Here is a 25,626-nt window from a genome sequence, read left to right on the forward strand (position 1 = left end):
AACAGCATGTCAGGAAAGGACAATTCTCGTATCAGGCATCCTCTCGGGTGGTACGGCATCGGGCTGCTTTTCTGGTGCGCCGGCTGCCTGGCAGACGTACCGATTACGGTCAAAGCGACACTCGTCAAACCGGCATGTTACATCATGGCAGGTATGGGGGAATGGACAGAGGGACTGCATGACGACCTGTTAGCCGTCGATTTCGGTGAGGTGCCTATCGCCGATCTGGGCACCGCCAATGCGGCAAAAAACGTAAATTTATGGTTTACATGCGTCAAAGACAACCCGAGCAAAACACTAAATATTTATGTAAAACCAACTAGTTATGGCGTTATTTCGACGCTGGGCGGCCATGTACTGGCAACCTCGAAGGAAAATTTGGGCATCGCCATCCTTGTCGACAGCAACCCCGTCACGCTGAACCAATGGGTGCCCGTTTCCCAATGGCTCCAACAGGGTGATGGAATCGCAGATGCCAAATTGATTCTGACGGCGCAACTGGTCGCTCAGGGCGATAAAAATGAGCTGGAAGGCGGGTATTTTCAGGCCTCGGCCAACGTCATCTTGCACTATTTGTAACGGCCGCGCACAAGCGCAGCGCTAATCAGTTAATTCGCTGGAGTCACCAATCTATGCCATTGTTTAATCCTCGCGCCGTCGTTGCGCACGTCCTGCTGCTGGGTGCCAGCTTCACCGCCGGCGCCGCCTACGATGTTACCGCCATTGACTCTGCATCCAACGTGGCCATTGACACGACGGGCAATGTAACACTAGGACATATCGCCAGCTTTACTATCGATGCGACGACTGTCACCGGTACGGTGCATTGCGGCGATCGCAACTTGCATAACTCCTTTGGCAAACAACGGATATTTATCGACTTACCGCAAGACTCCGCGACCGGGCGCTTCAAAATAAACAACAACCTCTCGGTAGAGGTAAGCTCCACCGTGCCTACATCAAACTGGGGAGACGGGCTTACAACTGTTTGTGATATGAATTCACCGAATGATGTCGCTCCCGCCAGTTCTCTGACCAATGCTTTTCCAATAAAGCTGGATTTTTACTTGGACAGGGAAACCATTGACGGGGTAATTACGATACCAGCCTTTCAATTGGGGGGATACTCACGCCGATTTGACACCACCGATCCTGGGAATTACAAGCCGGCAAAATATACTATTCCGATAAAATTAACCGGCGGTCAAATTACCATACCAGCGTATTGTAATGCCTACCCAAACGCGATAGAATTAGATCACGGAATGTTGTCGTCGGATAATACTTACGATAAAGCGTTTGCCGATCTTACCTATACCTGCTTAAACCCGGTTAATACGACAATAACCATCAACTATCAAGAAAATGCCGACGGAGATTTAAATCTCTTTCATACAGATGGCAGCGTTGGCGCCGTCAGCAAATTGACCATTAGCGATACCAGCAGCGGATTGCAGGGGAGAGAAATCTCCACAAATATCGATACCAGTAAAACTTTCCGTATCACCAGTGAACTGAGCAATCTCAGCGGTGAAGGAACGATAAAAGGTACAGCCTGGATTATCGCCTATCTGGATTAAATGGAAAGCATGAATTAAAGGACTACGCCAGTGGTAAAACCACGGCGTGGTTTCCCGTATGTCACAGACAGGACGTGACATATTTATCAGTTTGTTAAATTAATGATATGGAGTAAATTCCACGATGAAGAAGATCTTAATCTTTGATGAGAACAGTTACTTCCGGCAAGCCGTCAGGCAATTATTATTAGCCAAGGGAACCATACCGCAATCTATTCTGGAAGCCGGCAATAAAGCAGAACTGGAAAATATTCTGGCGACGACCAACGTCGATACGCTGCTGCTCTCACCTGTCGGCAGCCAGACGAATATCCAGGACAGTTTTATCCTGATCAGAGAGTGCCTGAAGCATTGCCGCAGGCTGAGCATCGACCTTTGGCTGATGGTGGAGCAAGCTACTGATTTTTATCATCAACTTTGCTGCAGCCACCCACACTACAAAGGGGTTATCAGCAAACGGCAGCCGCTGGAGCAGCTAAGCTACTATATTTTCAATACGCTGAAAGAGGAATTGAGCTGGAAATCACCACCGAAAGGTACGCTGTCTTACCGTGAAAGCCAAATATTGCTTGATGTGCTGTGCGGTGATTCCAGTAACAGGCTGACAATACGCTATGGCATTCAATCTAAAACCATCAGCGCGCATAAACTTAATGCGTTAGCAAAACTGGGGCTGAAAAATATCAGTGACATTTTCAAAAGAATGAAAGGCGTTCAAGAACTGCCGGTAAAAGGTGAACTAATAGGCGTATATTAAATGCGCCTAATATAAAAAGGATTTTTCTAACCGAACCGATAAATCTATATCAGCTGATATACCACCTGTAATTACAGGCGTGCAATAACACATAACAACCAGGAAAAAAAAGCGCCCGATAGTATCGCGCGCTCAGAGAAAGCAAAAGATATTATTTACTGTTTAAACGATGCTCTGCTTGTACTTTACAGGCTTCAATCTGCGAAACCAGCGCGCGATTAAACTCGTCCTGTTGATTATGATAGGCAGACTTATTATCACGCACGCCGGCAATGGCCGTTTTCACGTCACGCGTATATTCTTCCTTATCAATACCAAAATCCGCTAACTGATAACCCTTCTGTTCCAGCTGGGCGATAGAGCGTGCAATATTTTCATCGTCATTGCTCTCCGACCAGGCACTCTTTACCACTGTAAATTGCGCATCGCAATAAGCCGCCGCCGCGTCCTTGTTTTTTTGCAATGAAGAAGCCGAAGACATTGCCAGAGAAGAAAACGGTAATAACAGTGCACACGTCAATAAAACATATTTCCTCATACAACCTCCATGACTGATGTATTCCGAGAAAGTTAAGCGGCGTCAGTCAACGGCCGCCCTGCCAACATAGCACACCGCATATTATTTCACCGAGTCATGGCCGCGATTTATCTTTCCTCTTCGGATAAACAGCCTTCGTTCAACGACGCCGTTGCCGTGGTATCTGCCTGCGCCAAACAGCGATCGCGCCCGGCCAGGTAGCCCACCAGCGCCATCACCAGCGCCAGCGCCGCGCAGATCAACAGCGGGCCATGCCAGCTGTGGGTGGCGTCATACAGCAGCCCGACGCCGGGCGGCCCGCCGACGGCCAGCAGGTAACCGACGCACTGCGCCATACCGGAGAGCGCCGCGGCCTGTGCCGGCGTGCCGGAACGCAGACCGATAAACGCCAGCCCCAGAATAATGGTGCTGCCGGCACCGATACCGAATAACACCACCCACAGCGTCGCGAAAGCAGGCAGCGCCAGCAGCCCCAACAGACCGGCAGCGGCCAGCAGCGATACCGTGACGGCAATCGCCCGCTGGTCCTTCATCCGCGCCAGCAAATGACCGGTAAACAGCCCCGGGACGGCAGTCGCCAACTGCAGGACACCGTGCAGCGATCCCGCCTGCTCAGCACTGAAGCCCTGATAACGTAAAATCGACGGCAGCCAGGCGACCACCACATAATAAATCAGCGAGTTAAGCCCCAGGAACAGCGTCACCTGCCAGGCCAGCGCGGCACGCCATACCCCGCCGGACCGCTGCGGCGGCTCCCCACCGCTCTGCGCCAGCCGCGCTGCGCCGTGGGAAAGCTGAGGAAACCAGACCACCACCGCCAACAGCGGGAACAGCAGCATGGCGAACAATGCGCCGTTCCAGCCCAGCGCCGGTACCTGCGACAGCGGCACCACGGCCGCCGAGCCTAACGCGGCGCCAACTCCCATAATCAGGGCGTACAATCCGGTCATGCTCGCTACCCGCTGGGGAAAATCGCGTTTTAACAGGCTGGGCAGCAATACGTTGCCCATGGCGATACCCAGACCGATCAGCACCGTGCCGCCATACACGCCGAACAGACCGCCGTAAGAACGGTAACCGATACCGACGGCAATCAGCAGCAGCGCCGCAAAAATCACCCGTTCAATGCCATACTTAACGGCAATGCTGCCGGCCAGCGGCGAAAACAGCGCGAATGCCAGCAGCGGCAGGGTTTGTATCAAGCCCGCCTGTACCGCACTCAGGGAAAAATCGAGGCGGATGGCGTCCAGCAACGGCGCCAAGCTGGTGAAAGGCGCCCGCAGGTTGGCGGCCACCAGCAGTATGCCCACTAGCAGAAGATGGGACTTTTTCACACGAAAGGATAATAATTTCATAATGTTATTCGCTGAGTTGATTTCCAGCATGACGTCTTGCTCGCGTAACGCATCGCTAGGATTACAGGCCCTGTAACTGGAGTAGAAGTATTATAAAATTTTGATAATGAGTGGTGATATTTATATAACTGCAATTAGTCTCTAAATTTGGCCATTTACCATGTCGCTACTGCAAAGCTACGAAGAGTTCGATCCTGACACCAACACCAGCCAGGCGGTGGCGCTCCACATCTCCGCCACGGAAACGCGTCGGGCTATGCCGTTTCATCATCACCGCAAGGGCCAGTTGATCCTGCCGCTGCGCGGCGGCCTGGTGTGCGAGGTCGCCAAAGCCTACTGGATGGTGCCGACCGGCCACGCCGTCTGGATCCCTGGCGGGATGGAGCACAGCAACCGGGCAATGGGCGATGTAGATATTTATCTGCTGTTCGTCGAGCCAAACTATCCCGGCATGCCGGACGAGTGCTGTACGCTGCAAATCAGCCCGATGCTGCGTGAAATCATCAAACACTTCGCCACACTACCGGCGGACTACGTCACCGACAGCCCCACCGGCCGTCTGGCGGCGGTGATGATGCACGAACTGGCGCAAATGCCGGTCGGGCATCTGCATGTGCCAATCAGCGGCAATGCCAAGATCAAACAGCTGGCGGATGAAATCATGCTGGCGCCCGGCAGCCGCAGTACGCTGCACGAGTGGGCGCAGAAGATGGCGATGAGCGACCGCAGCTTTGAGCGGTTTATACGGCGGGAAACGGGCATGACGTTCGGCAAGTGGCGCCATCAGCTGCAGCTGATGGTCGCCGTACGGATGCTGGTGCTGGGAGAATCGGTACAGAACGTCGCTTATGAACTCGGTTACGACTCCCCCACCGCCTTTATCACCATGTTTAAAAAAGCGTTAGGTAAAACGCCGGGGCGTTACCTGGTGCAGGATTAGCGCCGGCTTTCACGCCAGAACGCGTAGCCGCAGGCTGCAATCGTCAACGCGACGACCAGCATGCTGCTCAGCCAGCCGATATTCAGCATGCGCAGCATCATGGCCGACAGCCCCTCGGAATACGGCGGTACGTTGCCGCTTTTCACAGCGATAAAATAGAACAGTACAATCAGTATCACATGGCTGGCCAACCAGGCGACCATCGGCAGGATAACCACCGCCAGCCAGCGCTCCGCCGCCGTCGTGCGTAATGCGAGAAAGCAGCCCAGCGGCGCCAGCGCGGGCAGCAGCGGCATCAGCACACTGACGACCAGTTGCATCACCGGAATGTCATACTGCCGGAAAACCTGCCACGACATCATCACACCCGCCGGCAAGGTGCGATAGAGCAGGATGGCGCACAGACCTCCCCACACCAGTGCAGCTTTTGTCGACTTATTCATCCCGCTCACCTCCCTCAGCCAGAGTGCAGCAACGCTGCACCATAGCGATAATCACCTGAAACAGCTCATCTTTGGCCTGCTGCTCGCTCACCACGCCGTTCACCACGGCATCGGACAACCCTTCCGCAGCGCCGAGCATCCCCCGCAGCGCCGCGTCGCGCAGCGGCTGACCGTCACAGAATGGGGCAAACAGTGCACGGCATTTTTCCGTAAAGCCGGCGGCGTATTCCTGCCGGATCTGCGCCAGCTCCGGCGTGCCGGTCAGCGCCGCCATCACGCTGGGCATCTCACGCCCCTGCTGCAGGACGCACTCGATATAGGACGCGGCGACCACCGCCGCCCGCGGTTCCAGCGTCGGTGCCGCCCGGCAGATATTATCATCCATCAGCGCCGTCTGACGGCGATCGAACTCTTTGTACAACATGGCGAACAAACCGGAACGGTTGGTAAAATGGTCGTAGACCACCGGCTTGGTGACGCCGGCCTGTTGCGCCAGATGACCGAGGGTCAGCGCTGCCGTCCCTTCTTCACGAATAATCCGCCATGCCACGTCTATCAGCTGGGCGTGACGCTCTTCCCGCGATAGACGCCGGCGTGCAGGCTCTGTGGCCATACGGTGGCTCCTGTTGTCGACGGCACTATATACTAAAAGTAACTTACCATTGGTAGGTTACCGTGAGACTTCAACACTACGACCGTTCCCGTTTCATGGCAACAGGAGTCTTCCTATGCATGCACTGATCGTCGTTTCTCACCCTTTGCAGCACTCCCTGACGCACGGCAGCGCCGCCGCCATTGCCCAGGGCATCACCGCGGCCGATCCGGCGCACACCGTTGACATCGCCGACCTGACGCAGGAAGGCTTCAACCCGACGTTTTCCGCCGCGGATATGGCGGCGTTTCAGCAAACCGGCGCCGTCCCGCCCGACGTGCTCGCCGAACAGGCGCGTATCGACCGCGCCGATGCGCTGGTACTGGTGTTCCCCGTTTACTGGTGGTCGATGCCGGGCCTGCTGAAAGGCTGGATCGATCGCGTATTTACCAACGGCTGGGCCTATGACGACACCTCCGGCGACACCGTGGTGAAGAAACTGACGCACCTGCCGGTGCATCTGGTGGCGTTGGGGGCGGTTAACCGGCAGACCTTTGTCAAACGCGGCTACGCCGACGCTTTCAACACCCAGATAGGCCACGGTATTTTCGATTATTGCGGCGCGCCGCTGCTGACCCGCGAAGTACTGCTGATGCCGGAAATGGGCAGCCCGGAAGCCTGCCTGGAAAGGGCGCAGGCTATCGGCCGCGCCATTTTCCGCTAACTCATGTTATCAACCTGCCAGCGTGGCGTGCCGCGCCGGTGGGTTATTCAAACATTTTCCGTAAAACGCGCCAGCCGCTGCCGCAGCTGCAGATTCTCCCTGCGCAGCTGTTCGACTTCATCCAGCAACGTCAGCGCCACCGCAATCCCCGGCCAGTCCAGCGCCAGTTCGTGATGCAGCCGCTGCGCGCGATGAAATTCCGCCAGCGCGCCATCGTCAAACAGCCACTCGTCGTCGGCCGGCTGACAAGGTTCGATCACCCCCAGCCCGACGATTTCGACCAGTTCATCCTGCGATACGCCGGCGTGCAGACAAAACTCCGTCAGCGTAAACGTGATATTTACTTTGGTCATATTACTTACCCCACTCTTTACGCGGATCGAAATCTGACTGCGCTTCCGCCAACTGCTGCCACAGCGCTGCGCTCTGCGCGTCCGGCTTCGGCGGCATTACCACTTTCACCACCGCGTACAGGTCGCCGCTCGCCGTCTGTCCTTTGCCCGGCAGGCCTTTGCCTTTAATGCGCAGACGCTGCCCGCTCTGCGTGCCGGCGGGAATAGTCAGCAGAATCTGCTGCTGGACGGTCGGCACGGAAACTTTGGCCCCCAACGCGGCTTCCCACGGCGACAGCGGCAAGACGATTTCCAAATTGTCGCCGACGATATCAAAGCGCGGATGCGGCGCGATACGTACGATCAGATAGAGATCGCCGCTCGCACCGCCATCGATCCCCGGCGATCCCTGCCCCTTCAGGCGAATGCGCTCCCCTTCCCTGACCCCGGCCGGTATTTTCACGTTGAGCGTTTTCGGGATCTCCTGCTCGACCAGACCAAACACGTTATATACCGGCACGTGATAGCTGATAGTGCGTGTCTGTTCGGCAAAGATATCCTCCAGGAATACCGCCACTTCAATCTCCAGATTCTGGCCGCGCATGGCATGGTGCTGGCGCTGCTGACGCGCGCGCGCACGTTCGCCGAACATTGAGGAGAAGATGTCGGAGAAGTCTTCTGCGTTGTAATTGTCGTTGTGCTGCGCCTGCCGGCCGAAATGCGGATCGTTGCGGTGCTGGCGCAGTCGATCGTATTCCGCGCGGCTTTCTTCGTCCTTCAGCACCTCATAGGCTTCGGCAACTTGCTTAAACTTTGCCTCGGCGTCCGGCTCTTTGCTGACGTCAGGATGGTATTTGCGCGCCAGGCGGCGATAGGCCGTTTTTATCGCCTTGAGATCGTCTTCAGGCTTAACGCCCAAAATGGCATAATAATCCTTGAATTCCATAATATTATCATCTCGTTACGGTCTTTTATCAGACACTGTGGCAGCTTCTTGTTACCGCTGATATTTGCTCACCTGGCGCTGAAACGGCGGGTGACCATAAACAGGCCAAAGGCGCTGAACAGCATTTCAATCCCGACAATGGTGGTCACCAGCACCACCGAGGTGGCCGCATCGGCGCTCAGCAACATCCAGGCGATCGCCAGATCCAACACGCCGATCGCGTACTGGATCCCGTTGCCCGGAAGCGCACGCAGCTGATAACCGGCCAGCAGGCGGAATACGCCCCCCAATGCAAACAGCGCCGCCAGATAAACCGCCATGGTAAAGATGCCGACGGCAGGGCTGGTGATAAACACGTAGCCAATGATCAGATAGGCAATACCCAATAGAATACCGCCGATCATCGGCCAGGTATTTTGCGCTCGGTTAACAATCATGCCGACGATCATGCCGATCCCGCTCAGCAGCAAGAAGACCCCCATCACCACGCTGAGCGCCGCACCAGACGCGAAAGGACTGAACAAACAGAACAGCCCCGCCACCAGCAACAGCAGCGAGAGCGCCAGCAGCAGCCGGCGCTGTTTTTTCACCAACAGCGGATCGAGCGCGGATAAATGATTATTTCCTATATTCAACATAGGCTAACTCCTTTTTATCGATGAGGTTTCAAGCAACCCCTGAAATTATAGCCGGATAACACCGCCCATGATGAACGATCCGGGGCGTTGGCGCACCGCGCTGTCGTTATGGATAAATCACATGCCGCCCTTCTCTTTTTCACCGATAAAAAACGCACTAAAACCAGAAACAACCCATCACAACGCGTAAGTGACAATAAACAAAACAAATATAAAAACAGAAATAGAACGGATGTTTCTTATGAAAAATAAGAGCTTTACGGTTAAAAGTGCAGGTTATTGACAGCGTTGTTTTTTTAGTATTATTCTCTGCGCAACAAATCAGTAGAACACACTGAAAATAAAACAAAAATCAGCAAGCCGCCTTTATCAACGGCGGAGATGCTCGCATGGCTTGAACATATTTAAAATATTTATATATAACACGATAAATATCAATCAAGTTATTAATAAGCGTTTGGCAAGACGTTAATTTCATGACCAAAGCAACGTCGGCGCGCTTATTTTCTCTATTTATCTCATTCGAATGAATATCTTCGGTGATTACTTAAATCTATGCACGGACTGCACGATTAACATGGACTACGATATGCATTTAATCAAAGGATTGTTCCGCCTTAAACCGCTGTTATTGGCTTCCGCTTTATTACCCTTCGGCGTGAGCGCCACCACCCTGCTGGAGGCCATCCGCAACGCCGGCGCCGTCAACCCGGAACTGCAGGCGGCAATGTATCGCCAGCTGGCAGGTAATGAAAAAAGCAGCCAGGGCCTGGCCGGCCTGCTGCCGACCATCCAGCTGGACGGCGGCTACAACCAGCAGGACCAGCCTAAAGCAACCTACGCCGCCAAAGTCTCGCGCCATAATTACGCCATCTCGCTCAATCAGCCGCTGTTCGACCTGTCCAAATATGCCGACTACCTGCGCGGCAAGGCAATAGCCGACAGCGCCGATATTGAGCTGCTGCGTGCGCAGGAAACGCTGGCCTATGACGTAGCGGACGCATATGCCGCCGTGCTGTATCAGAACGAGGTTTATCAGGCCGCGCGGGCGGCCACGCAGGTGTATGAAAACGAGCTGCAGCAGACCACGCTGGCGGTATCGCTGGGCAACGCCACCCGCGTCGACGCCGATGAAGCGCAGGCTAACCGCGATCTGTTCCGCGCCAAGGAAATTGAGGCGCACAATAATCTGAGCGCCGCTGCCACCAAGTACCGACGACTGACCGGCCTGGAGCACGACGCCATCGCCCCGATTAGCGCCGCCTGCCTGCTGCAGGGTGCGCAGACGGGGAAAGAGCCGGATCTCTACCAGCACGCGCTGGCCCGCAACAGCCAGATCCGCAGCGCGCGCGCCCAGTGGGAAATCGCCAAAACCGGCGTCTATCAGGCGCACAGCGCCCATATGCCGACGGTCAATTTCCAGGCTTCTTACGGCACCAACTGGAGCCGGGCCGAAGACAGCAACCTGCTCGACGAGATGTTCGGCAGTACCTCAAAAACCACCAATACCAACCTCGGTATCTCCGTCTCCGTGCCGATTTTCAGCGGCGGCCGGCAGATGTCGCAATCACGAGAGGCGGTCTATACCCGCGAGCAGGCGCGCTACAGCCTGATCGATGCCCAGCAGAAAGTGAAGGAAGAGCTGCACAACGCCCTGTTGAACGTGACCAACAGCCGCTCGCTGGTGACCTCTACCCAGCGGATGATCCAGTCGGAACAGAGCAAAATCCGCTCTACCGCCACCGGAAAAAAACTGGGACTGCGCACCAAAATGGATGAACTGAACGCCTACCAAAGTTACTACGAAGCGGTAAAAAACAACGCCGAGGCGCGTTACAAACTGCTGATGGCCAAGGTTGCTCAGGCCAGGGCAACCGGCGAACTCGGCCATAACGCCATCGCGCAGATTAGCTGCTCGCAATAACTTTTCGCCAGGATTCAGGATGACACAGTCACTTTTTCGCCAGGAAGCGCTGGATGCCAATAACAACAAGGTCATGGGGACCGTTTCTCTCTATTCACCGCCATACCGCTGGCTGGTTATCTCCCTGGCGAGCTGCCTGGTTACCCTGATCGTCCTGTTTATCGTGTTCGGCAGTTACACCAAGAAAGAGACCGCGATAGGCAGCCTGCTGCCCAGCAAAGGTATTTACAACATTACCGCGCCGGTTGCCGGTACCATCACCGACATGCAGGTGGAAAAAGGCAGCGAGGTCATCCAACACAGCGTATTGATGACCATTTCCTCGGAGCTGTCCACCGCCATGGGGCAGACCCGCCTGTTCGTTCACGACCAGCTGACGCTGCAAAATGAACGGCTGCAGTCTGAACGGGAGAGCGAATACCGCATGCATGCCGAAACCATGGGCGGCCTGAAAAAACAGCTGGGCTCGCTGGAGTCGCAGGTCGAGCTGTTGCAAAAGCAGCAGGCCAAGCGCAGGCAGCAGTTGAACCTGGCCAGCAGCCAGATGCATAAGCTGCAGCAGATGCGCAATCAGGGCTTTGCCTCTAACCAGCAAGTGGATGAACAGCAGAACACCGTGCTGGAAGTCGGTGCCCGGCTGCAGGACGCCGACCGGCTGGTGATGGATCTGGAACAGAAGATTATCGCCCTGCGCCAGCAGCTGCGGGAGCTGCCGCTCGCCCTCTCCAAACGGCAAAATGAAATCGACCGCAGTCAGGCGGAGGTGGATCGCGCCCTGGCGGAGAACGAGTCGCATCGCGCCGTCTATATCAAGGCGACGGAAACCGGCACCATCGGCGCCACGCTGGTCAAACAGGGGCAGGTGGTCGCCAGCGGCCAGCCGCTGCTCTACATCCTGCCGCAAGGCAGCCGGCTGCAGGCCAGAATCATGGTCAGTAGCCGCGCCATCGGCTTTATCAATCCGGGGCAACAGGTGATGTTGCGCTATGAAGCCTACCCCTATCAAAAATTCGGCGTCCAGCGCGGGCGGGTGCTCGAAGTGTCGACCGCTGCGCTCTCTCCGCAGGAAGTGATGGCCATCACCGGCGACTCAAACGTGCACGAGCGGCTGTATCAGGTGGTGGTCGAACTCGACAAACAATCCATCAACCTGTACGGCAAGGACGTTGCGCTGCGCTCGGGCATCAAGCTGGAGGCAGATTTTTTGATTGAGAAGCGACGGATCATCGAGTGGGTATTTGAGCCTCTCTACGCTTTGGGCCACCGCTTGTAATCACTGCGCTTTTTAACAGGGAGTCATATTTTTCCAATGGAATTTTTAAAGAACCTTCACTTCGGCTTCGGCCGACGGCTGCCGGTGATCCAGCAGTCGCAGGCGGCCGAATGCGGCCTGGCCTGCGTCGCGATGGTGGTGAATTACTATAAATACAACATCGACATGATCAGCCTGCGCCGTCGCTTCTCTACTTCAATGAAAGGCGCCACGCTGGCCGACGTGATGCGCGTTGCCGGCAGCCTGGGCATGGCCGGCCGCGCACTGCGTCTGGAGATCGAAGAGCTGGATAAGCTGCGCCGCCCCTGCATTCTGCACTGGAACCTGAACCACTTTGTGGTGCTGAAAAAGGTGAAGAAAAACGCCATCATCATTCACGACCCCGCCAGCGGGGTGCGCGTGGTGTCAATGAAGGAGGTGTCCAACTGCTTCACCGGCGTGGCGCTGGAACTGTTGCCGTCCGCATCGTTCAAGCCGGCGGTGGAGAAACAGTCGCTGTCGATGTTCCGCCTGATCGGCAGCGTCACCGGCATCGGCGCCGCGTTAACCCAGATATTACTGCTGTCCGTGGCGCTGGAGGTGTTCGGCGTGATTACGCCGTTCTATATGCAGTGGGTGATGGATCAGGTGCTGGTCTCCGACGACCGCGATCTGCTGACGCTGCTGAGCGTCGGCTTTATTTTCGTCTTCCTGTTCCAAAACCTGATCACCGCCCTGCGCTCCTGGGTGATGACCTGGTTCTCCAGCCTGCTGAACGTACAGTGGACCACCAACGTTTGCTCGCATCTGCTGGGGCTGCCGCTGTCGTTTTTCGAATCGCGCCACGTGGGCGATATCATCTCCCGCTTCGGCTCGGTCAGCACCATTCAAGAGACGCTGACGACGCGCTTTATCAGCTCGGTGCTGGACGGCATCATGGCGATCGTCACGCTCGGCGTGTTGTTCACCTATAACAGAATGCTCACCGCGGTGGTGGTGCTGCAGTTCCTGCTGTATGCCGCCATCCGCTGGATTGCCTATCGCCCGTTTCGCAACGCCAACGAAGACCACATCATCACCGCCGCCAAGGCGCAGTCGATCCTGCTGGAATCGGTGCGCGGTGCCAAAACCCTGAAGCTGAATAACCGGCAGGATATCCGCGTCAGCAGCTACGCCAATGCGCTGGTAGAAACCACCAACAAGAATATCGTCGTGCAGCGTCTGAGCATCGGCTTCAGCACCATCCACGGCATTATCGCCAGCATCGGCCGTATCGCGCTGGTCTGGCTGGCCGCGCTGCAGGTGCTGGACGGCAACTTCTCCGCCGGTATGCTGATAGGCTTTATGTCATTCGCCGACCAGTTCATCTCACGCGGCTCTGGCCTGGTGGACGCCTGGATCGATTTTCGCATGCTGCGGCTGCACGGCGAACGTCTGGCGGATATCGTGCTGACCGAACAGGAAAAAGATGGCCGTCACGAGGCGGAAGGTCCTGGCAACGTCTCCCCCCAGCCACCGACGATCACGCTGGATAACGTGTCATTCCGCTATGCCGAGACCGAACCGATGATTCTGGATAGCTGCTCGTTCGAAATCGGATCGGGGGAATCGGTCGCGCTGATCGGGCCGTCCGGCCAGGGTAAAACCACGCTGGCCAAGCTGCTGCTGGGGCTGCTCCAGCCGGTCTCCGGCCGTATTCTGATCGATGGCGTCGATATTCAGGACGTCGGGCTGTACCAATACCGCGAACGCATCGGCTGCGTGATGCAGGATGACATTCTGTTTGCCGGTTCGATCGCCGATAATATCTGTTTCTTCAGTCAGGAAGCCGATCAGGAACGCATCGAACAGGCGGCTAAAATTGCGCAAATCCATGATGATATTATGAAAATGCCGATGACCTATCAAAGTCTGGTCGGCGACATGGGTTCATCGCTGTCCGGCGGGCAAAACCAGCGCGTACTGCTGGCGCGAGCGCTGTACCGTAATCCGTCGATACTGGTGCTGGATGAGGCCTCCAGCCACCTGGATGTAGAAAGGGAAATGCGCATCAACGACGCCATCCGCAATATGGCGATCACCCGCATCATCATCGCCCACCGTCCGGAAACCATCCGCAGCGCCGGGCGCATCGTGATGCTGTCTGACGGTAAGGCGCAGCCGGTCAACCCGGAAACGCTGGCGCCGTTTTAACCCCCGTCCTCTCTGTGCGGTGCGCGGCGACGCGCACCGTCACAATTTTGTCAAAAAAACAACACTTCCCTTTATTAATCAGCAGATAAGCTAAACTTACCACCGATAGCCCAGCGCCGGCGCCGCTGATGTCGTCAGCCCGTCATGCCGCCAGCAAATACCGGCCTTACCGTCACTTTCAGGGAGTCTACTGACGCATGCCCACCCTTTCGCGCAGAAAACTGTTACAGGCGGCAGCCGTTGGCTCGGCGTTTTCGCTGCTGCCGGCCTCGATTCGCAAAGCGCTGGCGATCCCCGCCAATAACCGCACCGGCAGCATTCAGGATGTGGAGCACGTGGTGATTCTGATGCAGGAAAACCGCGCCTTCGACCACTATTTTGGTACGCTGCCCGGCGTCCGCGGCTTTAGCGACCGCTTTACCATTCCGCTGCCGGACGGCCGCAGCGTGTGGCAGCAGCAAGGGACGGAGCGGCTGGTGTTGCCTTATCATCTCGATGCACAACGCGGCAACGCCCAGCGCGTCAGCGGGACTCCGCACACCTGGCCTGACGCGCACGCCGCCTGGGACAGCGGCCGGATGCGCACCTGGCCCAGCCACAAAACGCCAACGTCAATGGGCTATTACCGCGAGCCGGAACTGCCGTTTCAGTTCGCGCTGGCCAACGCCTTTACGCTGTGCGATGCCTATCACTGCTCAATGCACGCCGGCACCAACCCTAACCGGCTTTTCCTGTGGACCGGCAGCAACGGCCCCGGCCCGGATAACAGCGCCGTCGTGGTAAACGAGTGGGATCATCCCGGCAGCGCAGACAAAGGCTACCGCTGGAAAACCTACCCGGAACGTCTGGAAGAAAGCGGCGTCAGTTGGAAGGTCTATCAATACCTGCCGGATAACTTCGGCGATAACCCGCTGGCCGGTTTTCGCCAGTACCGTGCTGCCAGCATCAAGGCAGGCAATCCGGCCAACCCGCCGAAAGAATTCACGGATTTTGCGCCGTACAGTGAACAACTCAATGCTGTCGCACCGCTGTATAAAGGCAATGGCAACACCCTGCCGGCCGGCGGCAGCGGCGATCTGGAGGCGATGCTGGCCGGGTTCCGCAACGACGTACAGCAGGACAAACTGCCGCAGGTAAGCTGGCTGATCGCGCCGGCGGCCTACTCTGAACATCCCGACCCTTCCAGCCCGGTACAGGGCGGATGGTTTACTCAGGAAGTGCTTAATGCGTTAACCGAACGGCCGGAGGTGTGGAGCAAAACCGTGCTGTTCGTCACCTACGATGAAAACGACGGCTTTTTCGATCATATGCCTTCCCCGTCAGCGCCGTCGCTGCGCAGCGACGGCAGCTTTGCCGGCAAATCCACCGTGCCTTTTGAAACGGAAATCTTCCAGCACCCGGCGCCGCCGGGCAGCACGGATCAGCCACCGCCGGATGCCGGCATTTACGGCCCCGGCCCGCGGGTGCCGATGCTGGTGCTTTCGCCGTGGAGCCGCGGCGGCTGGGTGAACTCTCAGGCCTTCGACCACACCTCCGTGCTGCAATTTCTGGAAAAACGCTTCCAGGTGCATGAACCCAATATCAGCGACTGGCGACGGGCGGTCTGCGGCGACCTGACCTCAGCCTTTAACTTTATCGATCCCAACAATGAAAAACTGCCGACGCTGCACACCACCACCCGCCATGCTGCCGACGCGCTGCGTCTGCGACAAGAGAAACTGCCCCAGGTGCCGCTGCCCGCCGCCGAGCAGCAGCAGCAGCCACAACAAAAACGCCAGGCCCGCCCGTCACGCGCGCTGCCCTATCAGCTACAGGTGGAGGCAAGCGGCTATCCCCGCCAGCAGTTGCTGACGCTGAATATGATCAATAACGGCAGTCAGGGGGCGGTGCTCCACGTTTACGACCGACAACGTCTGGATGAAATACCGCGCCGCTTTACCATCGAGGCGGGCAAAGCGCTGAGCGACGACTGGCACGCTGCGGAGGATTACGATCTGTGGTTGCTGGGGCCGAATGGGTTTCACCGTGCGCTGCGCGGCAACCTGCAGCGTTCACAGGCGGAGGTGCGTCTAGAGGCAGTACCGGAGACAGTGAGCGTCCGCCTGGTCTTACTCAACCCCGGAACACAGCCGCAGAACGTGACGCTGGCGCGCTGCCCCTATACCCACCGGGAAGCGCAGCATATCTCGCTGCCGGCCGGCGCAACGCGCTCGCTGTCGCTTGACCTCAGCCGCAGCGGCGGTTGGTATGATATTAGCGTAACGGATGAACAAGGCTGGCTACGCCGGCTGGCCGGGCGGCTTGAGAATGGCCGACATAGCATCAGCGATCCGCTGATGGGCCAGCCCTGAGATACGCTGCTTCTTCTAGTTTATCGCCAGGCTCACGCTCAGAAACGGTAGCCAACGCCGACGGTAAACAGATTGACGTCACGGTTCAGGCCGCCGATATCAATCTGTGAGCCTTCATAACCCACGTCCAGCACGATATTTTCTCTGGGGGTAAACAGCAGGCCGGCGCCGTAAGCAAAGGCCGAGCCGGAGCTGGCACCGCGGCTGCCGCGCCGGCCGCCGTTACTCTGCTCCACCACCCAGGCGGCGGAGTTTTTCACATTGCTGTGGCTTAGCCCCACCAGCCCGTACATCACTATATAACGGTTTAGGTAGTAGGCCGGCCCTACGCTGTAGGCATAATAATTCAGCTCGGTTTTACCGCCGTTCACGCTGTGGTTATCGCCGCCCAGCGCGGTGAAAGAGTTCATCAGGCTCAGGGCGGACCCCCACTCGTAACGATATTTAATATTAATGCCGTCCAGGTCGCTGAAATTATCAAGCTGAGCGCGCGCATAATCAAAAATCACGGTGTGACGTTCTGCCTGCGCCGGCATAAGCGTAGATAAAGCGACAACGATAGCGCCAAGCAATGCTGATTTTTTCATTCCATCATCCTTAAATAACCATTCGCTACCTGACCAATGTCATTTTTCCATTCAATCAGACAAATAGCGGTTGGCGAACGGCCATCACGGCACGAAAACGCCCTATACCTATCAGCCTGAAGGGTCAGCAAAGGGGATGATAGCCAATCAGCGCCCGGATTTCATGCGGGTAAACGCTAAAAGAAAGGGACAAAGCAACAAACGAGAATATTCATGAAAAATAAAAAGAAATCACTTAGATTAATAACAAGGCAATGTCTAAAAAACGCGTCACAGTAAAGATAAAAACTTATAAGCCATCACGAAATAAATACGAGAAGCACACAAAATAGATAAACACCCAAAACAACGCATAAAAACAGAAAATAAAAATAATGAATCACAGGGAAATTTATATTTTTCTCACTTAAAATTAAAAATACCTCTTTATTATCCTCACAGATGCGTCACATTTTATTTTCATCCTTACGGCTTACGGCAAACGGGTTTGACGCCACCCGGTCGTTCTCACACACGCTTTCACTGCCCCGCTACCTCCCTCTGCAGCGGGCGTTCCGGCACGACATCGATTTTTTCTGTTGCATAGCTAAACCGGTTCTTCTATTTTAGCTCGCCATCAACCACAGCAATAACGGGGTAAAACATGGCAAACCGTGTCTGGGTTCTGGGAGATGCCGTTGTCGATCTGGTTCCTGAAAATTCAAACAGTTATCTTAAGTGCCCCGGCGGCGCACCGGCCAATGTCGCCGTCGGCATCGCCCGCCTGGGCGGCGACAGCGGTTTTATCGGCCGCGTCGGCGACGACAGCTTTGGCGCATTTCTCCGCCAGGTGCTGAGCAGTGAAGGGGTGGATACCACCCGGATGTTCGCAGACGCCGAGCACCATACCTCAACCGTGGTGGTGGATCTGACCAACGACGGCGAGCGCTCCTTCACCTTTATGGTCACCCCCAGCGCCGACCTGTTTTTACAGCCGGCCGATCTGCCGGCCTTTCAAGCCGGCGAATGGCTGCACGCCTGCTCGATCGCCCTGTCGCAGGAGCCAAGCCGCAGCACCACGCTGGCGGCCATGGCCGCCATCCGCGCCGCCGGCGGCTGGGTCAGCTTCGACCCCAATATCCGCGAAGACGTCTGGCGACAACCGGAGGAATTACGCCCCTGTCTGATGCAGGCGCTGTTGCTGGCCGACGTGGTGAAAATCTCGCTGGACGAGCTGTTCTTTATCAGCAATCTCAATGAGATGGATGCGGCCATCGACTGGATACTCGCCCACTTCCCCCTGCGTCTGCTGTTGGTGACGCAGGGCGGAGACGGCGTTTGCGTCCATGACGGCCGTGAACTGCGCCACTTCCCCGCTACGCCGGTAGTGCCGGTGGACACCACCGGCGCCGGCGACGCCTTCGTGGCCGGTTTGCTGGCCGCGCTGTCCGCGCTCGGCCGCCTGCCGCAGGCAGACGAATGGCCGGCAGTTATTGCCCAGGCGCAGGCCTGCGGCGCGCTGGCGACCACCGCTAAAGGGGCAATGACCGCCCTGCCGCACGCCGGTGAACTGGCCGCTTTTCTGTTGCACCCCGCCTGACGATCGCGGGGTGGGCACACGCCCGCCCCGTATCCCGTGATAAATGCGCGCTCGATCACAATAGCTGAATCGGGTTAGCCAACTTCATTGCCATCCTCTCCTCTTCTCGATTATCGTTCCGCCAGAAAAACCGGTTTAGCAATTTAGCAAACAATAATAATGACCTTTCTGGATGATAGAACCCATGAAAAACCTACGCTATCTGGCTGTAACGACAGGATTATTCATCGCCGGCCCGGCGCTGGCCGCCAACGACAGTATTGAGGCCCGCCTCAACGCACTGGAGCAGCGCCTGCAACAGGCGGAACTGCGGGCTACGCAGGCCGAAAAACGCGCCGCCGCCGCCGAGCGGCAAGCCCAGCGCCTGGAGCAGCGCACCGAACATGCCGAGCGGCAGGCCCGGAGCCTGGAGCAGCGCACCGAACACGCCGAGCGGCAGGCCCGGAGCCTGGAGCAGCGCACCGCGCACGTCGAGCAGCAAAGCACACAGCTGGCGAAGCGCAGCTCCGCAGTGCAGGAGGACGCTACGCCGCCGGCCGCCGGCCTCCAGCTCACCCATTTCAGCGATCTGAAACTGTACGGCGATGTGGAGTTCAATCTCGACGGCGCCAGCCGCAGCGGCCAGCTCACCTCGCTGAAAACCCGCGACAACAAAAACTGGAAGCCCGGCGATCACGAACGCTGGGATATTAACGGCCGCATTCTGGTCGGGCTGGACGGCTACCGCCGCAACCCGGACGGCCGCTTCTCCGGCTTCCGCGTCCAGCCGCTGGCGGATATGAGCGGCAAAATGAATCTGGACGACGCCGCGTTCTTCTTCGGTAAAGAACAGGACTGGCAGGCCAAGGTCGGCCGTTTTGAAGCCTACGATATGTTCCCGCTCAACCAGGACACCTTTATCGAGTATTCCGGCAACACCGCCAACGATCTGTACGCCGACGGCTTCGGCTATATCTACATGATGAAAGAGGGGCGCGGCCGCAGCAGCAGCGGCGGCAACCTGATGCTGAGCAAATACGCCGGCGACTGGTATTTCGAGCTCAACACCCTGGTGGAAGACGGCACCTCGCTGTTCCAGGAAAACAGCTATCACGGCAACACGCTGGAAAACAAAAAGAACGTCGCCTATCTGCGCCCGGTCATCGCCTGGAAAAAAGATCGCTTCAGCGCCGCGCTGGCGATGGAAAGTAACGTGGTCAACAACGCCTACGGCTACCAGAACGCCCGCGGTCAGTGGGTCGACCAGTCCAAGCGTAACGGCTACGGCATGACGCTCAGCTGGAACAGTCTGGCGGACGACGCCGAAAACGGCATCGTCGCCAACCTCAGCACCGCCTATCTGGATGCGGCCGGCGAGCAGGACTTCTCCGCCGGCGCCAACGTGCTGTGGCGCCGCTTCGAGCTGGGCTATATCTACGCCCATAACAATATCAAAGAGTTTTCCACCGACGGCATGACGGCGCAGATCGACAACCCGCTCAGCGAACCGGGACGCTATGACATTCACACCATTCATGCGTCGTACCAAATCCCCAACGTCATGAACATGCCGAACTTTAATCTGTATCTCGGCGCCTATGCCTCCATGCTGGAGGCCGACGCCGACAACAAGATCGCCAACGGCGATAACGACAAACGCTACGGCCTGCGCGCCAGATTCAAATACTTTTTCTGAACCACCGGCCGCGCGGCGGCCGGCATTGTTAGCATTTAAACGGGAGAGAACATGAACGTCACCGCAACCGCACAGGCGCTGTTGCCATTACTCGGCGGCAAAGACAATATCGCCAGCGCGGCCCACTGCGCCACGCGTCTGCGCCTGGTGCTGCTGGACGACAGCAAGATAGATAAAGCCGCCATCGAACAGCTGGAAGGGGTGAAAGGCTGCTTTAGCAACGCCGGGCAGATTCAGGTGATCTTCGGCACCGGCCTGGTGAACAAGGTGCATGCCGAATTTATCAAGGCGGCGGGCGTCAATGAATCCAGCAAAGCGGAAGCCGCCGATATCGCGGCGAAAAAACTTAACCCGCTGCAGCGCATCGCCCGCCTGCTGTCGAATATTTTCGTGCCGATCATTCCTGCCATCGTCGCCTCCGGTCTGCTGATGGGGCTGCTCGGCATGATGAAAACCTACGGCTGGGCCAGCCCCGACAATGCGCTGTTTGTGATGCTCGATATGTTCAGCTCGGCGGCGTTTATCATTCTGCCGATCCTGATCGGCTTCACCGCCGCGCGCGAATTTGGCGGCAACCCTTACCTCGGCGCCACGCTGGGCGGTATTCTGACCCATCCGGCGCTGACCAACGCCTGGGGCGTGGCCGAAGGCTTCTCCACCATGAACTTCTTCGGGCTGGAGATCGCCATGATCGGCTATCAGGGCACGGTATTCCCGGTGCTGCTGGCAGTGTGGTTTATGAGCATGCTGGAAAAACAGCTGCGCAAAGTGATCCCCAACTCACTCGACCTGATCCTGACGCCGTTCCTGACGGTGATTATCTCCGGTTTTGTCGCCATGCTGTTTATCGGCCCGGCAGGGCGCGCGCTCGGGGACGGCATTTCGCTGCTGCTCAGCACGCTGATCGCCCATGCCGGCTGGCTGGCGGGGCTGCTGTTCGGCGGTCTGTATTCGGTGATCGTCATCACCGGCATCCACCACAGCTTCCACGCCATTGAGGCCGGGCTGCTGGGCAACCCGAATATCGGCGTCAACTTCCTGCTGCCGATCTGGTCGATGGCCAATATCGCGCAGGGCGGCGCCTGCCTGGCGGTGTATTTCAAAACCCGCGACGCCAAAATCAAGGCGATCGCCGTGCCTTCCGGTTTCTCCGCCATGCTCGGCATCACCGAAGCGGCGCTGTTCGGCATCAACCTGCGCTTTGTCAAACCCTTCCTCGCCGCGCTGGCCGGCGGCGCGCTCGGCGGCGCCTGGGTGGTCGCCAATCATGTCGGCATGAGCGCCGTCGGTTTGACCGCCATCCCCGGCATGGCCATCGTGCAGGCTAACGCGCTGCTCAGCTATGTCATCGGGCTGGCGATCGCCTTCGGCAGCGCCTTTGTCATTTCCCTGCTGCTGAAATACCAAACGGACGATAAATAATGGACGCGTTAAGCCTGATGAAACACACCGCACTGGCGCTGATGCAGGGCCAGACGCGCGCCGCCGCGGATCCCCACCGCCCGCGGTGGCACCTGGCGCCCAGCGTCGGGCTGCTCAACGACCCCAACGGCTTTATCCAGCACAACGGCGTGTACCATCTGTTCTATCAGTGGAACCCGCTGGCCTGCGACCACAGCCGCAAATGCTGGGGCCACTGGCAGTCCCGCGATCTGCTGCACTGGCAGCACCAGCCGGTGGCGCTGCTGCCCGACGCCTGTTACGACAGCCACGGCTGCTACTCCGGCTCGGCGGTGGCGACGGACGACAAGATCATGCTGGTCTATACCGGCAATGTGAAATTCCCCGACGGTTCGCGCACCGCCTATCAGTGCCTGGCGCAGGAAGATGAGCGCGGTGAATACCGTAAGCTCGGCCCGGTGCTGCCGCTGCCCGACGGTTACAGCGGCCACGTGCGCGACCCGAAGGTCTGGCGCCATGGGCAGCACTGGTACATGGTGCTGGGCGCGCGCGATCTGCAGGATCGCGGCAAGGTGCTGCTGCTGCGTGCCGATGATTTACGTCAGTGGACGCTACTGGGGGAGATCGCCGGCTCCCAACTGAACGGCCTGGGCGACTTCGGCTATATGTGGGAGTGTCCGGATCTGTTCCCTCTTGCCCAGCGCGACGTGCTGATCTGCTGCCCGCAGGGGCTGGCGGCGCAGCAGGAGCGCTATCTGAACGTCTATCAGGCCGGCTACTTCGTCGGCGAGCTGGATTACTCGACGGCGCGCTTCAGCCACGGCGAGTTTCACGAACTGGACGCCGGCTTCGAGTTTTATGCGCCGCAAACCACGCTGGCGGCAGACGGCCGCCGGCTGCTGGTGGGCTGGATGGGCGTGCCGGATCAGGACGAACAACAACAGCCGACGACGCGCTACGGCTGGCTGCACACCATGACCTGCCTGCGCGAGCTTACGCTGCGTGACGGCAAACTGTATCAGCAGCCGGTCGCCGAACTGCAGCAGCTGCGCGGGGAACTCAGCCGCTGGCAGGGTGCGGCTGACGATGCGCCGCCGCTGGCGATTGACAGCGCCGAACTGCGGCTAACGCCGCACGGCCCGTTCCGCGCCGGCTTCGGCGACGCCATGCAGCTGACGTGGGACGGCGAGCGTTTGACGCTGACGCGCAATAACCTGCGCAGCGGCGCGCCGGAACACCGCTACTGGCGCGGCGGACTCAGGGAACTGCAATTGCTGTTCGACCGCTCCAGCGTGGAGATTTTTATCAACCAGGGCGAAGCGGTGATGAGCTCGCGCTACTTCCCCGGCGAGCCGCCGATCCTGCAACTGCACGGCGACGCGCCGCTGGCGCTGCAATACTGGCCGCTGCGGCCATGCATGTTAGAATAAGGCATCCTACGATGAACATAGATGCCGTTAGTGAAAAAGAATAAACGCATAACCATCAGTGATATTGCCGGGCTGGCAGGCGTGTCGAAATCGACCGCCAGCCTGGTGCTTAATGGCCGCAGCAAGCAATACCGCGTCTCTGACGATACCCGCGATCGTATTTTGGCGCTGGCTAACGAGCACCACTACCAACCCAGCATTCACGCCCGCTCGCTGCGCTCTACCCGCAGCCATACGCTGGGATTGGTGGTGCCGGAAATGACCAACTACGGCTTTGCGGTTATCGCCCGCGAACTGGAAACCCTGTGCCGCGAAGCCGGTTTGCAGCTGTTGATTGCCTGCTCGGATGAAAACCCGGCGCAGGAGATGATGGCGGTGAACAATCTGGTACAGCGCCAGGTCGACGGGCTGATCGTCGCCTCCAGCCAGTTGAACGATGCGGAATACCAGAAGATTAACACCAGCCTGCCGGTGGTGCAGATGGACCGGGTCATTAACGGCTCGTCGCTGCCGCTGGTGATCACCGACTCGGTGTCATCAACCGCGCAGCTGGTGGAGACGGTCGCCCGACAGCATCCCGACGAGTTCTATTTTCTCGGCGGCCAGCCGCGCCTGTCGCCGACGCGCGATCGCCTGGCCGGCTTCCGCCAGGGCCTGGAAAATGCCGGCGTCAGCGCCCGGGACGCGTGGATAATCAGCGGCAACTATCACCCCAGTTCCGGCTATGAGATGATCGCCGGCCTGTGCGCACGCCTCGGCCGTCCGCCGAAGGCGCTGTTTACCGCCGCCTGTGGCCTGCTGGAGGGGGTGCTGCGTTACCTCACCCAGCATCAGCTGATGGACAGCGATATCCACCTGTGCAGCTTTGACGACCACTACCTGTTCGACTGCATGACGCTGAAAATCGACACCGTGGCGCAAGACTGCCGCGGACTGGCGCAACACAGTTTTGATCTGGTGACGCAGTTGATCGACGAACGGCCGCCGGAACACAACGCCCTCTACCTGCCCGGCAGCATTCACTGGCGCCACGCCGGCTCGCTGGCGCTGCTCGGCCAACGCTAATCACCAAGGAGCGCTCCATGCCGCAACAGATTAATAAAGACACCCAGCTGTGCATGTCGCTGGCCGGCCGTCCCGGCAACTTCGGCACCCGCTTCCACAATTACCTGTATCAGGCGCTGGGGCTGAACTTCATCTACAAGGCGTTCACCACCAACGATATTCAGGCGGCGGTCGGCGGCGTACGCGCGCTGGGCATCCGCGGCTGCGCGGTATCCATGCCGTTCAAAGAGAGCTGCATCCCGTTCCTGGATGAGCTGGATCTGTCCGCCACGGCCATCGATTCGGTCAACACCATCGTCAACGACGGCGGCTTTCTGCGTGCCTATAACACCGACTACATTGCCGTCGCCAAACTGCTGGCGCAGCACCAGGTGTCGCCGGACACCTCGTTCGCCCTGCGCGGCAGCGGCGGCATGGCCAAAGCGGTGACCGCCGCGCTGCGCGACGCCGGCCTGCGTAACGGACATATTATCGCGCGTAATGAGACCGCCGGCCGGGCGCTGGCGCAGCAATACGGTTATGAGTGGCAAGCAGAGATGGGTAGTCTGCAGCCGCAGATGCTGATTAACGTCACGCCGATCGGCATGGCGGGCGGCGCCGAAGCGCAGCAGCTGGCTTTTGAGCCGGATTGTATCACCGCCGCCGAGCGGGTATTTGACGTGGTGGCGCTACCGGCGGAAACACCGCTGATTCGCCACGCCCGCCAGCAGGGTAAAGCGGTGATTACCGGCGCGGAAGTGATTGCGCTGCAGGCGCTGGAGCAGTTTGTTCTGTACACCGGCGTGCGGCCGAGCGATGAACAGGTCGCCCGCGCGGCGGCGCATGCGCGCGGCTGAGCGCCGCAGATAGCAGATAAAAGAAAGGCCGGGCAATGCCCGGCCTTTTACGCTTTCTCAGGAAGTTACTTGGCAGCCCCTTCCATCCCCACCAGCCCCACCTTCAGGTAGCCGGCGTTGCGCAGCGTATCCATCACGCTCATCAGCGTGGCGTAATCCACACTCTTGTCCGCCTGGAAGAAAATGGTGGTTTCCTTGTTGGACTGGGTGCGGCTGTCCAGTACCGAGGTCAGCTGCTCCGCCGTCACCGGCTGGTCGCCGACGTACAGCTGTTTGTCAGCCTTCACCGACAGGAATACCGGTTTTTCCGGACGCGGCTGCGGCTTGGCCGTCGAAGCCGGCAAGTCGACACGGATATCCACCGTAGCCAGAGGCGCCGCCACCATAAAGATGATCAACAGCACCAGCATAACGTCGATAAACGGCGTTACGTTGATTTCGTGCAGTTCGCCGCTGTCGTCCAGATCTTCATTTAAGCGCATCGCCAT

General features: G+C 58.1%; 24 protein-coding genes. 15 read left to right on the forward strand and 9 right to left on the reverse strand.

Annotated features, from left to right (window positions below):
* Positions 1-6: 6 nt before the first annotated feature.
* The 3 genes from TAN611_RS20060 to TAN611_RS20070 all read left to right on the forward strand — a co-directional run bounded on the left by TAN611_RS20060 (position 7) and on the right by TAN611_RS20070 (position 2,337).
* On the forward strand, positions 7-579 hold the full coding sequence (locus tag TAN611_RS20060; RefSeq protein WP_203066935.1) for a fimbrial protein: 573 nt from the start codon (positions 7-9) through the stop codon (positions 577-579).
* 53 nt (positions 580-632) lie between these two features.
* Positions 633-1,580, forward strand: coding sequence for a hypothetical protein (locus tag TAN611_RS20065; RefSeq protein WP_111736357.1), 948 nt, complete (start codon positions 633-635; stop codon positions 1,578-1,580).
* Positions 1,581-1,704: 124 nt separating this feature from the next.
* Positions 1,705-2,337 (forward strand): LuxR C-terminal-related transcriptional regulator, encoded by a 633-nt coding sequence (locus TAN611_RS20070; RefSeq protein ID WP_203066936.1) that lies wholly within the window; start codon positions 1,705-1,707, stop codon positions 2,335-2,337.
* Positions 2,338-2,488: 151 nt separating this feature from the next.
* On the opposite strand, the gene TAN611_RS20075 is transcribed toward TAN611_RS20070, so the two are convergent.
* Complete coding sequence (locus tag TAN611_RS20075; RefSeq protein WP_145961090.1) at positions 2,489-2,875, reverse strand: hypothetical protein; 387 nt, start codon at positions 2,873-2,875, stop codon at positions 2,489-2,491.
* A 107-nt stretch (positions 2,876-2,982) separates the two neighbouring features.
* Entirely contained in the window at positions 2,983-4,230 is a 1,248-nt protein-coding gene (locus TAN611_RS20080) for a CynX/NimT family MFS transporter (RefSeq protein ID WP_238404483.1), read from the reverse strand.
* 160 nt (positions 4,231-4,390) lie between these two features.
* On the opposite strand from TAN611_RS20080, the gene TAN611_RS20085 reads away from it, so the two are divergent.
* On the forward strand, positions 4,391-5,170 hold the full coding sequence (locus TAN611_RS20085; RefSeq protein ID WP_105232622.1) for a helix-turn-helix domain-containing protein: 780 nt from the start codon (positions 4,391-4,393) through the stop codon (positions 5,168-5,170).
* Here the strand turns inward: TAN611_RS20085 and TAN611_RS20090 are convergent.
* Positions 5,167-5,613 carry a hypothetical protein gene (locus TAN611_RS20090; protein WP_145961089.1) on the reverse strand — a complete coding sequence of 149 codons (447 nt, stop codon included), beginning with the start codon at positions 5,611-5,613 and terminating at the stop codon, positions 5,167-5,169. The genes TAN611_RS20085 and TAN611_RS20090 overlap by 4 nt on opposite strands.
* Positions 5,606-6,226: a TetR/AcrR family transcriptional regulator gene (locus TAN611_RS20095; RefSeq protein WP_105232624.1), complete on the reverse strand. Its 621-nt coding sequence runs from the start codon at positions 6,224-6,226 to the stop codon at positions 5,606-5,608. The genes TAN611_RS20090 and TAN611_RS20095 overlap by 8 nt, the downstream gene beginning before the upstream one ends.
* Positions 6,227-6,341: 115 nt before the next feature.
* Here TAN611_RS20095 and TAN611_RS20100 point away from each other — a divergent pair, with 115 nt between their 5' ends.
* Positions 6,342-6,929: an NAD(P)H-dependent oxidoreductase gene (locus TAN611_RS20100; RefSeq protein ID WP_105232625.1), complete on the forward strand. Its 588-nt coding sequence runs from the start codon at positions 6,342-6,344 to the stop codon at positions 6,927-6,929.
* Between the two features lie 47 nt (positions 6,930-6,976).
* Here TAN611_RS20100 and cbpM read toward each other — a convergent pair whose 3' ends face one another.
* From cbpM to TAN611_RS20115, 3 genes are all read right to left on the reverse strand, one after another.
* Positions 6,977-7,282, reverse strand: a complete 306-nt coding sequence (gene cbpM / locus TAN611_RS20105; RefSeq protein ID WP_105232626.1) for a chaperone modulator CbpM — start codon at positions 7,280-7,282, stop codon at positions 6,977-6,979.
* 1 nt (position 7,283) lies between these two features.
* Positions 7,284-8,207, reverse strand: a complete 924-nt coding sequence (cbpA, locus tag TAN611_RS20110) for a curved DNA-binding protein (RefSeq protein WP_105232627.1) — start codon at positions 8,205-8,207, stop codon at positions 7,284-7,286.
* A 68-nt stretch (positions 8,208-8,275) separates the two neighbouring features.
* The gene (locus tag TAN611_RS20115) at positions 8,276-8,845 is read right to left on the reverse strand and encodes an HdeD family acid-resistance protein (protein ID WP_203066938.1); all 570 of its coding nucleotides are present in this window, start codon (positions 8,843-8,845) and stop codon (positions 8,276-8,278) included.
* Positions 8,846-9,434: 589 nt separating this feature from the next.
* Here TAN611_RS20115 and TAN611_RS20120 point away from each other — a divergent pair.
* The 4 genes from TAN611_RS20120 to TAN611_RS20135 all read left to right on the forward strand — a co-directional run bounded on the left by TAN611_RS20120 (position 9,435) and on the right by TAN611_RS20135 (position 16,565).
* Positions 9,435-10,769 carry a TolC family outer membrane protein gene (locus TAN611_RS20120; RefSeq protein ID WP_158684851.1) on the forward strand — a complete coding sequence of 445 codons (1,335 nt, stop codon included), beginning with the start codon at positions 9,435-9,437 and terminating at the stop codon, positions 10,767-10,769.
* 19 nt (positions 10,770-10,788) lie between these two features.
* Positions 10,789-12,042: an HlyD family secretion protein gene (locus TAN611_RS20125; protein ID WP_111736354.1), complete on the forward strand. Its 1,254-nt coding sequence runs from the start codon at positions 10,789-10,791 to the stop codon at positions 12,040-12,042.
* A 36-nt stretch (positions 12,043-12,078) separates the two neighbouring features.
* Entirely contained in the window at positions 12,079-14,214 is a 2,136-nt protein-coding gene (locus TAN611_RS20130) for a peptidase domain-containing ABC transporter (RefSeq protein ID WP_187044021.1), read from the forward strand.
* A gap of 197 nt (positions 14,215-14,411) precedes the next feature.
* Positions 14,412-16,565: a phosphocholine-specific phospholipase C gene (locus tag TAN611_RS20135; RefSeq protein ID WP_203066939.1), complete on the forward strand. Its 2,154-nt coding sequence runs from the start codon at positions 14,412-14,414 to the stop codon at positions 16,563-16,565.
* A 38-nt stretch (positions 16,566-16,603) separates the two neighbouring features.
* On the opposite strand, the gene TAN611_RS20140 is transcribed toward TAN611_RS20135, so the two are convergent.
* Positions 16,604-17,152 carry an Ail/Lom family outer membrane beta-barrel protein gene (locus TAN611_RS20140; protein WP_105232632.1) on the reverse strand — a complete coding sequence of 183 codons (549 nt, stop codon included), beginning with the start codon at positions 17,150-17,152 and terminating at the stop codon, positions 16,604-16,606.
* 643 nt (positions 17,153-17,795) lie between these two features.
* On the opposite strand from TAN611_RS20140, the gene TAN611_RS20145 reads away from it, so the two are divergent.
* The 6 genes from TAN611_RS20145 (at position 17,796) to TAN611_RS20170 (ending at position 25,138) form a co-directional block, all read left to right on the forward strand.
* Entirely contained in the window at positions 17,796-18,731 is a 936-nt protein-coding gene (locus tag TAN611_RS20145; RefSeq protein WP_187044019.1) for an aminoimidazole riboside kinase, read from the forward strand.
* Positions 18,732-18,915: 184 nt separating this feature from the next.
* Positions 18,916-20,406, forward strand: coding sequence for a carbohydrate porin (locus TAN611_RS20150; protein ID WP_111736350.1), 1,491 nt, complete (start codon positions 18,916-18,918; stop codon positions 20,404-20,406).
* Positions 20,407-20,457: 51 nt separating this feature from the next.
* Positions 20,458-21,828, forward strand: coding sequence for a sucrose-specific PTS transporter subunit IIBC (locus tag TAN611_RS20155; RefSeq protein ID WP_105232635.1), 1,371 nt, complete (start codon positions 20,458-20,460; stop codon positions 21,826-21,828).
* Complete coding sequence (locus tag TAN611_RS20160) at positions 21,828-23,237, forward strand: sucrose-6-phosphate hydrolase (protein ID WP_105232636.1); 1,410 nt, start codon at positions 21,828-21,830, stop codon at positions 23,235-23,237. Before TAN611_RS20155 ends, TAN611_RS20160 begins: the two co-directional genes overlap by 1 nt.
* Positions 23,238-23,258: 21 nt before the next feature.
* Positions 23,259-24,302, forward strand: a complete 1,044-nt coding sequence (locus tag TAN611_RS20165) for a LacI family DNA-binding transcriptional regulator (RefSeq protein WP_203066940.1) — start codon at positions 23,259-23,261, stop codon at positions 24,300-24,302.
* A 17-nt stretch (positions 24,303-24,319) separates the two neighbouring features.
* On the forward strand, positions 24,320-25,138 hold the full coding sequence (locus tag TAN611_RS20170; RefSeq protein ID WP_203066941.1) for a shikimate 5-dehydrogenase: 819 nt from the start codon (positions 24,320-24,322) through the stop codon (positions 25,136-25,138).
* Positions 25,139-25,203: 65 nt separating this feature from the next.
* Here the strand turns inward: TAN611_RS20170 and exbD are convergent, their stop codons facing one another.
* Complete coding sequence (exbD, locus tag TAN611_RS20175; RefSeq protein WP_105232639.1) at positions 25,204-25,626, reverse strand: TonB system transport protein ExbD; 423 nt, start codon at positions 25,624-25,626, stop codon at positions 25,204-25,206.

This window comes from Serratia sp. Tan611 (assembly GCF_905188235.1).
GTDB classification, from domain to species: domain Bacteria; phylum Pseudomonadota; class Gammaproteobacteria; order Enterobacterales; family Enterobacteriaceae; genus Serratia_B; species Serratia_B rhizosphaerae.

Excerpts from the sequence above, each read along its gene's own strand:
- TAN611_RS20170 (WP_203066941.1), top strand. The coding sequence starts at position 24,320 with ATGCCGCAACAGATTAATAAAGACACCCAGCTGTGCATGTCGCTGGCC.
- TAN611_RS20085 (WP_105232622.1), top strand. The coding sequence starts at position 4,391 with ATGTCGCTACTGCAAAGCTACGAAGAGTTCGATCCTGACACCAACACC.
- TAN611_RS20140 (WP_105232632.1), bottom strand. The coding sequence starts at position 17,152 with ATGAAAAAATCAGCATTGCTTGGCGCTATCGTTGTCGCTTTATCTACG.
- TAN611_RS20145 (WP_187044019.1), top strand. The coding sequence starts at position 17,796 with ATGGCAAACCGTGTCTGGGTTCTGGGAGATGCCGTTGTCGATCTGGTT.
- TAN611_RS20155 (WP_105232635.1), top strand. The coding sequence starts at position 20,458 with ATGAACGTCACCGCAACCGCACAGGCGCTGTTGCCATTACTCGGCGGC.
- TAN611_RS20100 (WP_105232625.1), top strand. The coding sequence starts at position 6,342 with ATGCATGCACTGATCGTCGTTTCTCACCCTTTGCAGCACTCCCTGACG.
- TAN611_RS20115 (WP_203066938.1), bottom strand. The coding sequence starts at position 8,845 with ATGTTGAATATAGGAAATAATCATTTATCCGCGCTCGATCCGCTGTTG.
- TAN611_RS20160 (WP_105232636.1), top strand. The coding sequence starts at position 21,828 with ATGGACGCGTTAAGCCTGATGAAACACACCGCACTGGCGCTGATGCAG.
- TAN611_RS20065 (WP_111736357.1), top strand. The coding sequence starts at position 633 with ATGCCATTGTTTAATCCTCGCGCCGTCGTTGCGCACGTCCTGCTGCTG.
- TAN611_RS20135 (WP_203066939.1), top strand. The coding sequence starts at position 14,412 with ATGCCCACCCTTTCGCGCAGAAAACTGTTACAGGCGGCAGCCGTTGGC.
- TAN611_RS20165 (WP_203066940.1), top strand. The coding sequence starts at position 23,259 with ATGCCGTTAGTGAAAAAGAATAAACGCATAACCATCAGTGATATTGCC.
- TAN611_RS20120 (WP_158684851.1), top strand. The coding sequence starts at position 9,435 with ATGCATTTAATCAAAGGATTGTTCCGCCTTAAACCGCTGTTATTGGCT.
- cbpA (WP_105232627.1), bottom strand. The coding sequence starts at position 8,207 with ATGGAATTCAAGGATTATTATGCCATTTTGGGCGTTAAGCCTGAAGAC.
- TAN611_RS20095 (WP_105232624.1), bottom strand. The coding sequence starts at position 6,226 with ATGGCCACAGAGCCTGCACGCCGGCGTCTATCGCGGGAAGAGCGTCAC.
- TAN611_RS20070 (WP_203066936.1), top strand. The coding sequence starts at position 1,705 with ATGAAGAAGATCTTAATCTTTGATGAGAACAGTTACTTCCGGCAAGCC.
- TAN611_RS20130 (WP_187044021.1), top strand. The coding sequence starts at position 12,079 with ATGGAATTTTTAAAGAACCTTCACTTCGGCTTCGGCCGACGGCTGCCG.
- cbpM (WP_105232626.1), bottom strand. The coding sequence starts at position 7,282 with ATGACCAAAGTAAATATCACGTTTACGCTGACGGAGTTTTGTCTGCAC.
- TAN611_RS20060 (WP_203066935.1), top strand. The coding sequence starts at position 7 with ATGTCAGGAAAGGACAATTCTCGTATCAGGCATCCTCTCGGGTGGTAC.
- TAN611_RS20080 (WP_238404483.1), bottom strand. The coding sequence starts at position 4,230 with ATGAAATTATTATCCTTTCGTGTGAAAAAGTCCCATCTTCTGCTAGTG.
- TAN611_RS20075 (WP_145961090.1), bottom strand. The coding sequence starts at position 2,875 with ATGAGGAAATATGTTTTATTGACGTGTGCACTGTTATTACCGTTTTCT.
- TAN611_RS20150 (WP_111736350.1), top strand. The coding sequence starts at position 18,916 with ATGAAAAACCTACGCTATCTGGCTGTAACGACAGGATTATTCATCGCC.
- TAN611_RS20090 (WP_145961089.1), bottom strand. The coding sequence starts at position 5,613 with ATGAATAAGTCGACAAAAGCTGCACTGGTGTGGGGAGGTCTGTGCGCC.
- exbD (WP_105232639.1), bottom strand. The coding sequence starts at position 25,626 with ATGGCGATGCGCTTAAATGAAGATCTGGACGACAGCGGCGAACTGCAC.
- TAN611_RS20125 (WP_111736354.1), top strand. The coding sequence starts at position 10,789 with ATGACACAGTCACTTTTTCGCCAGGAAGCGCTGGATGCCAATAACAAC.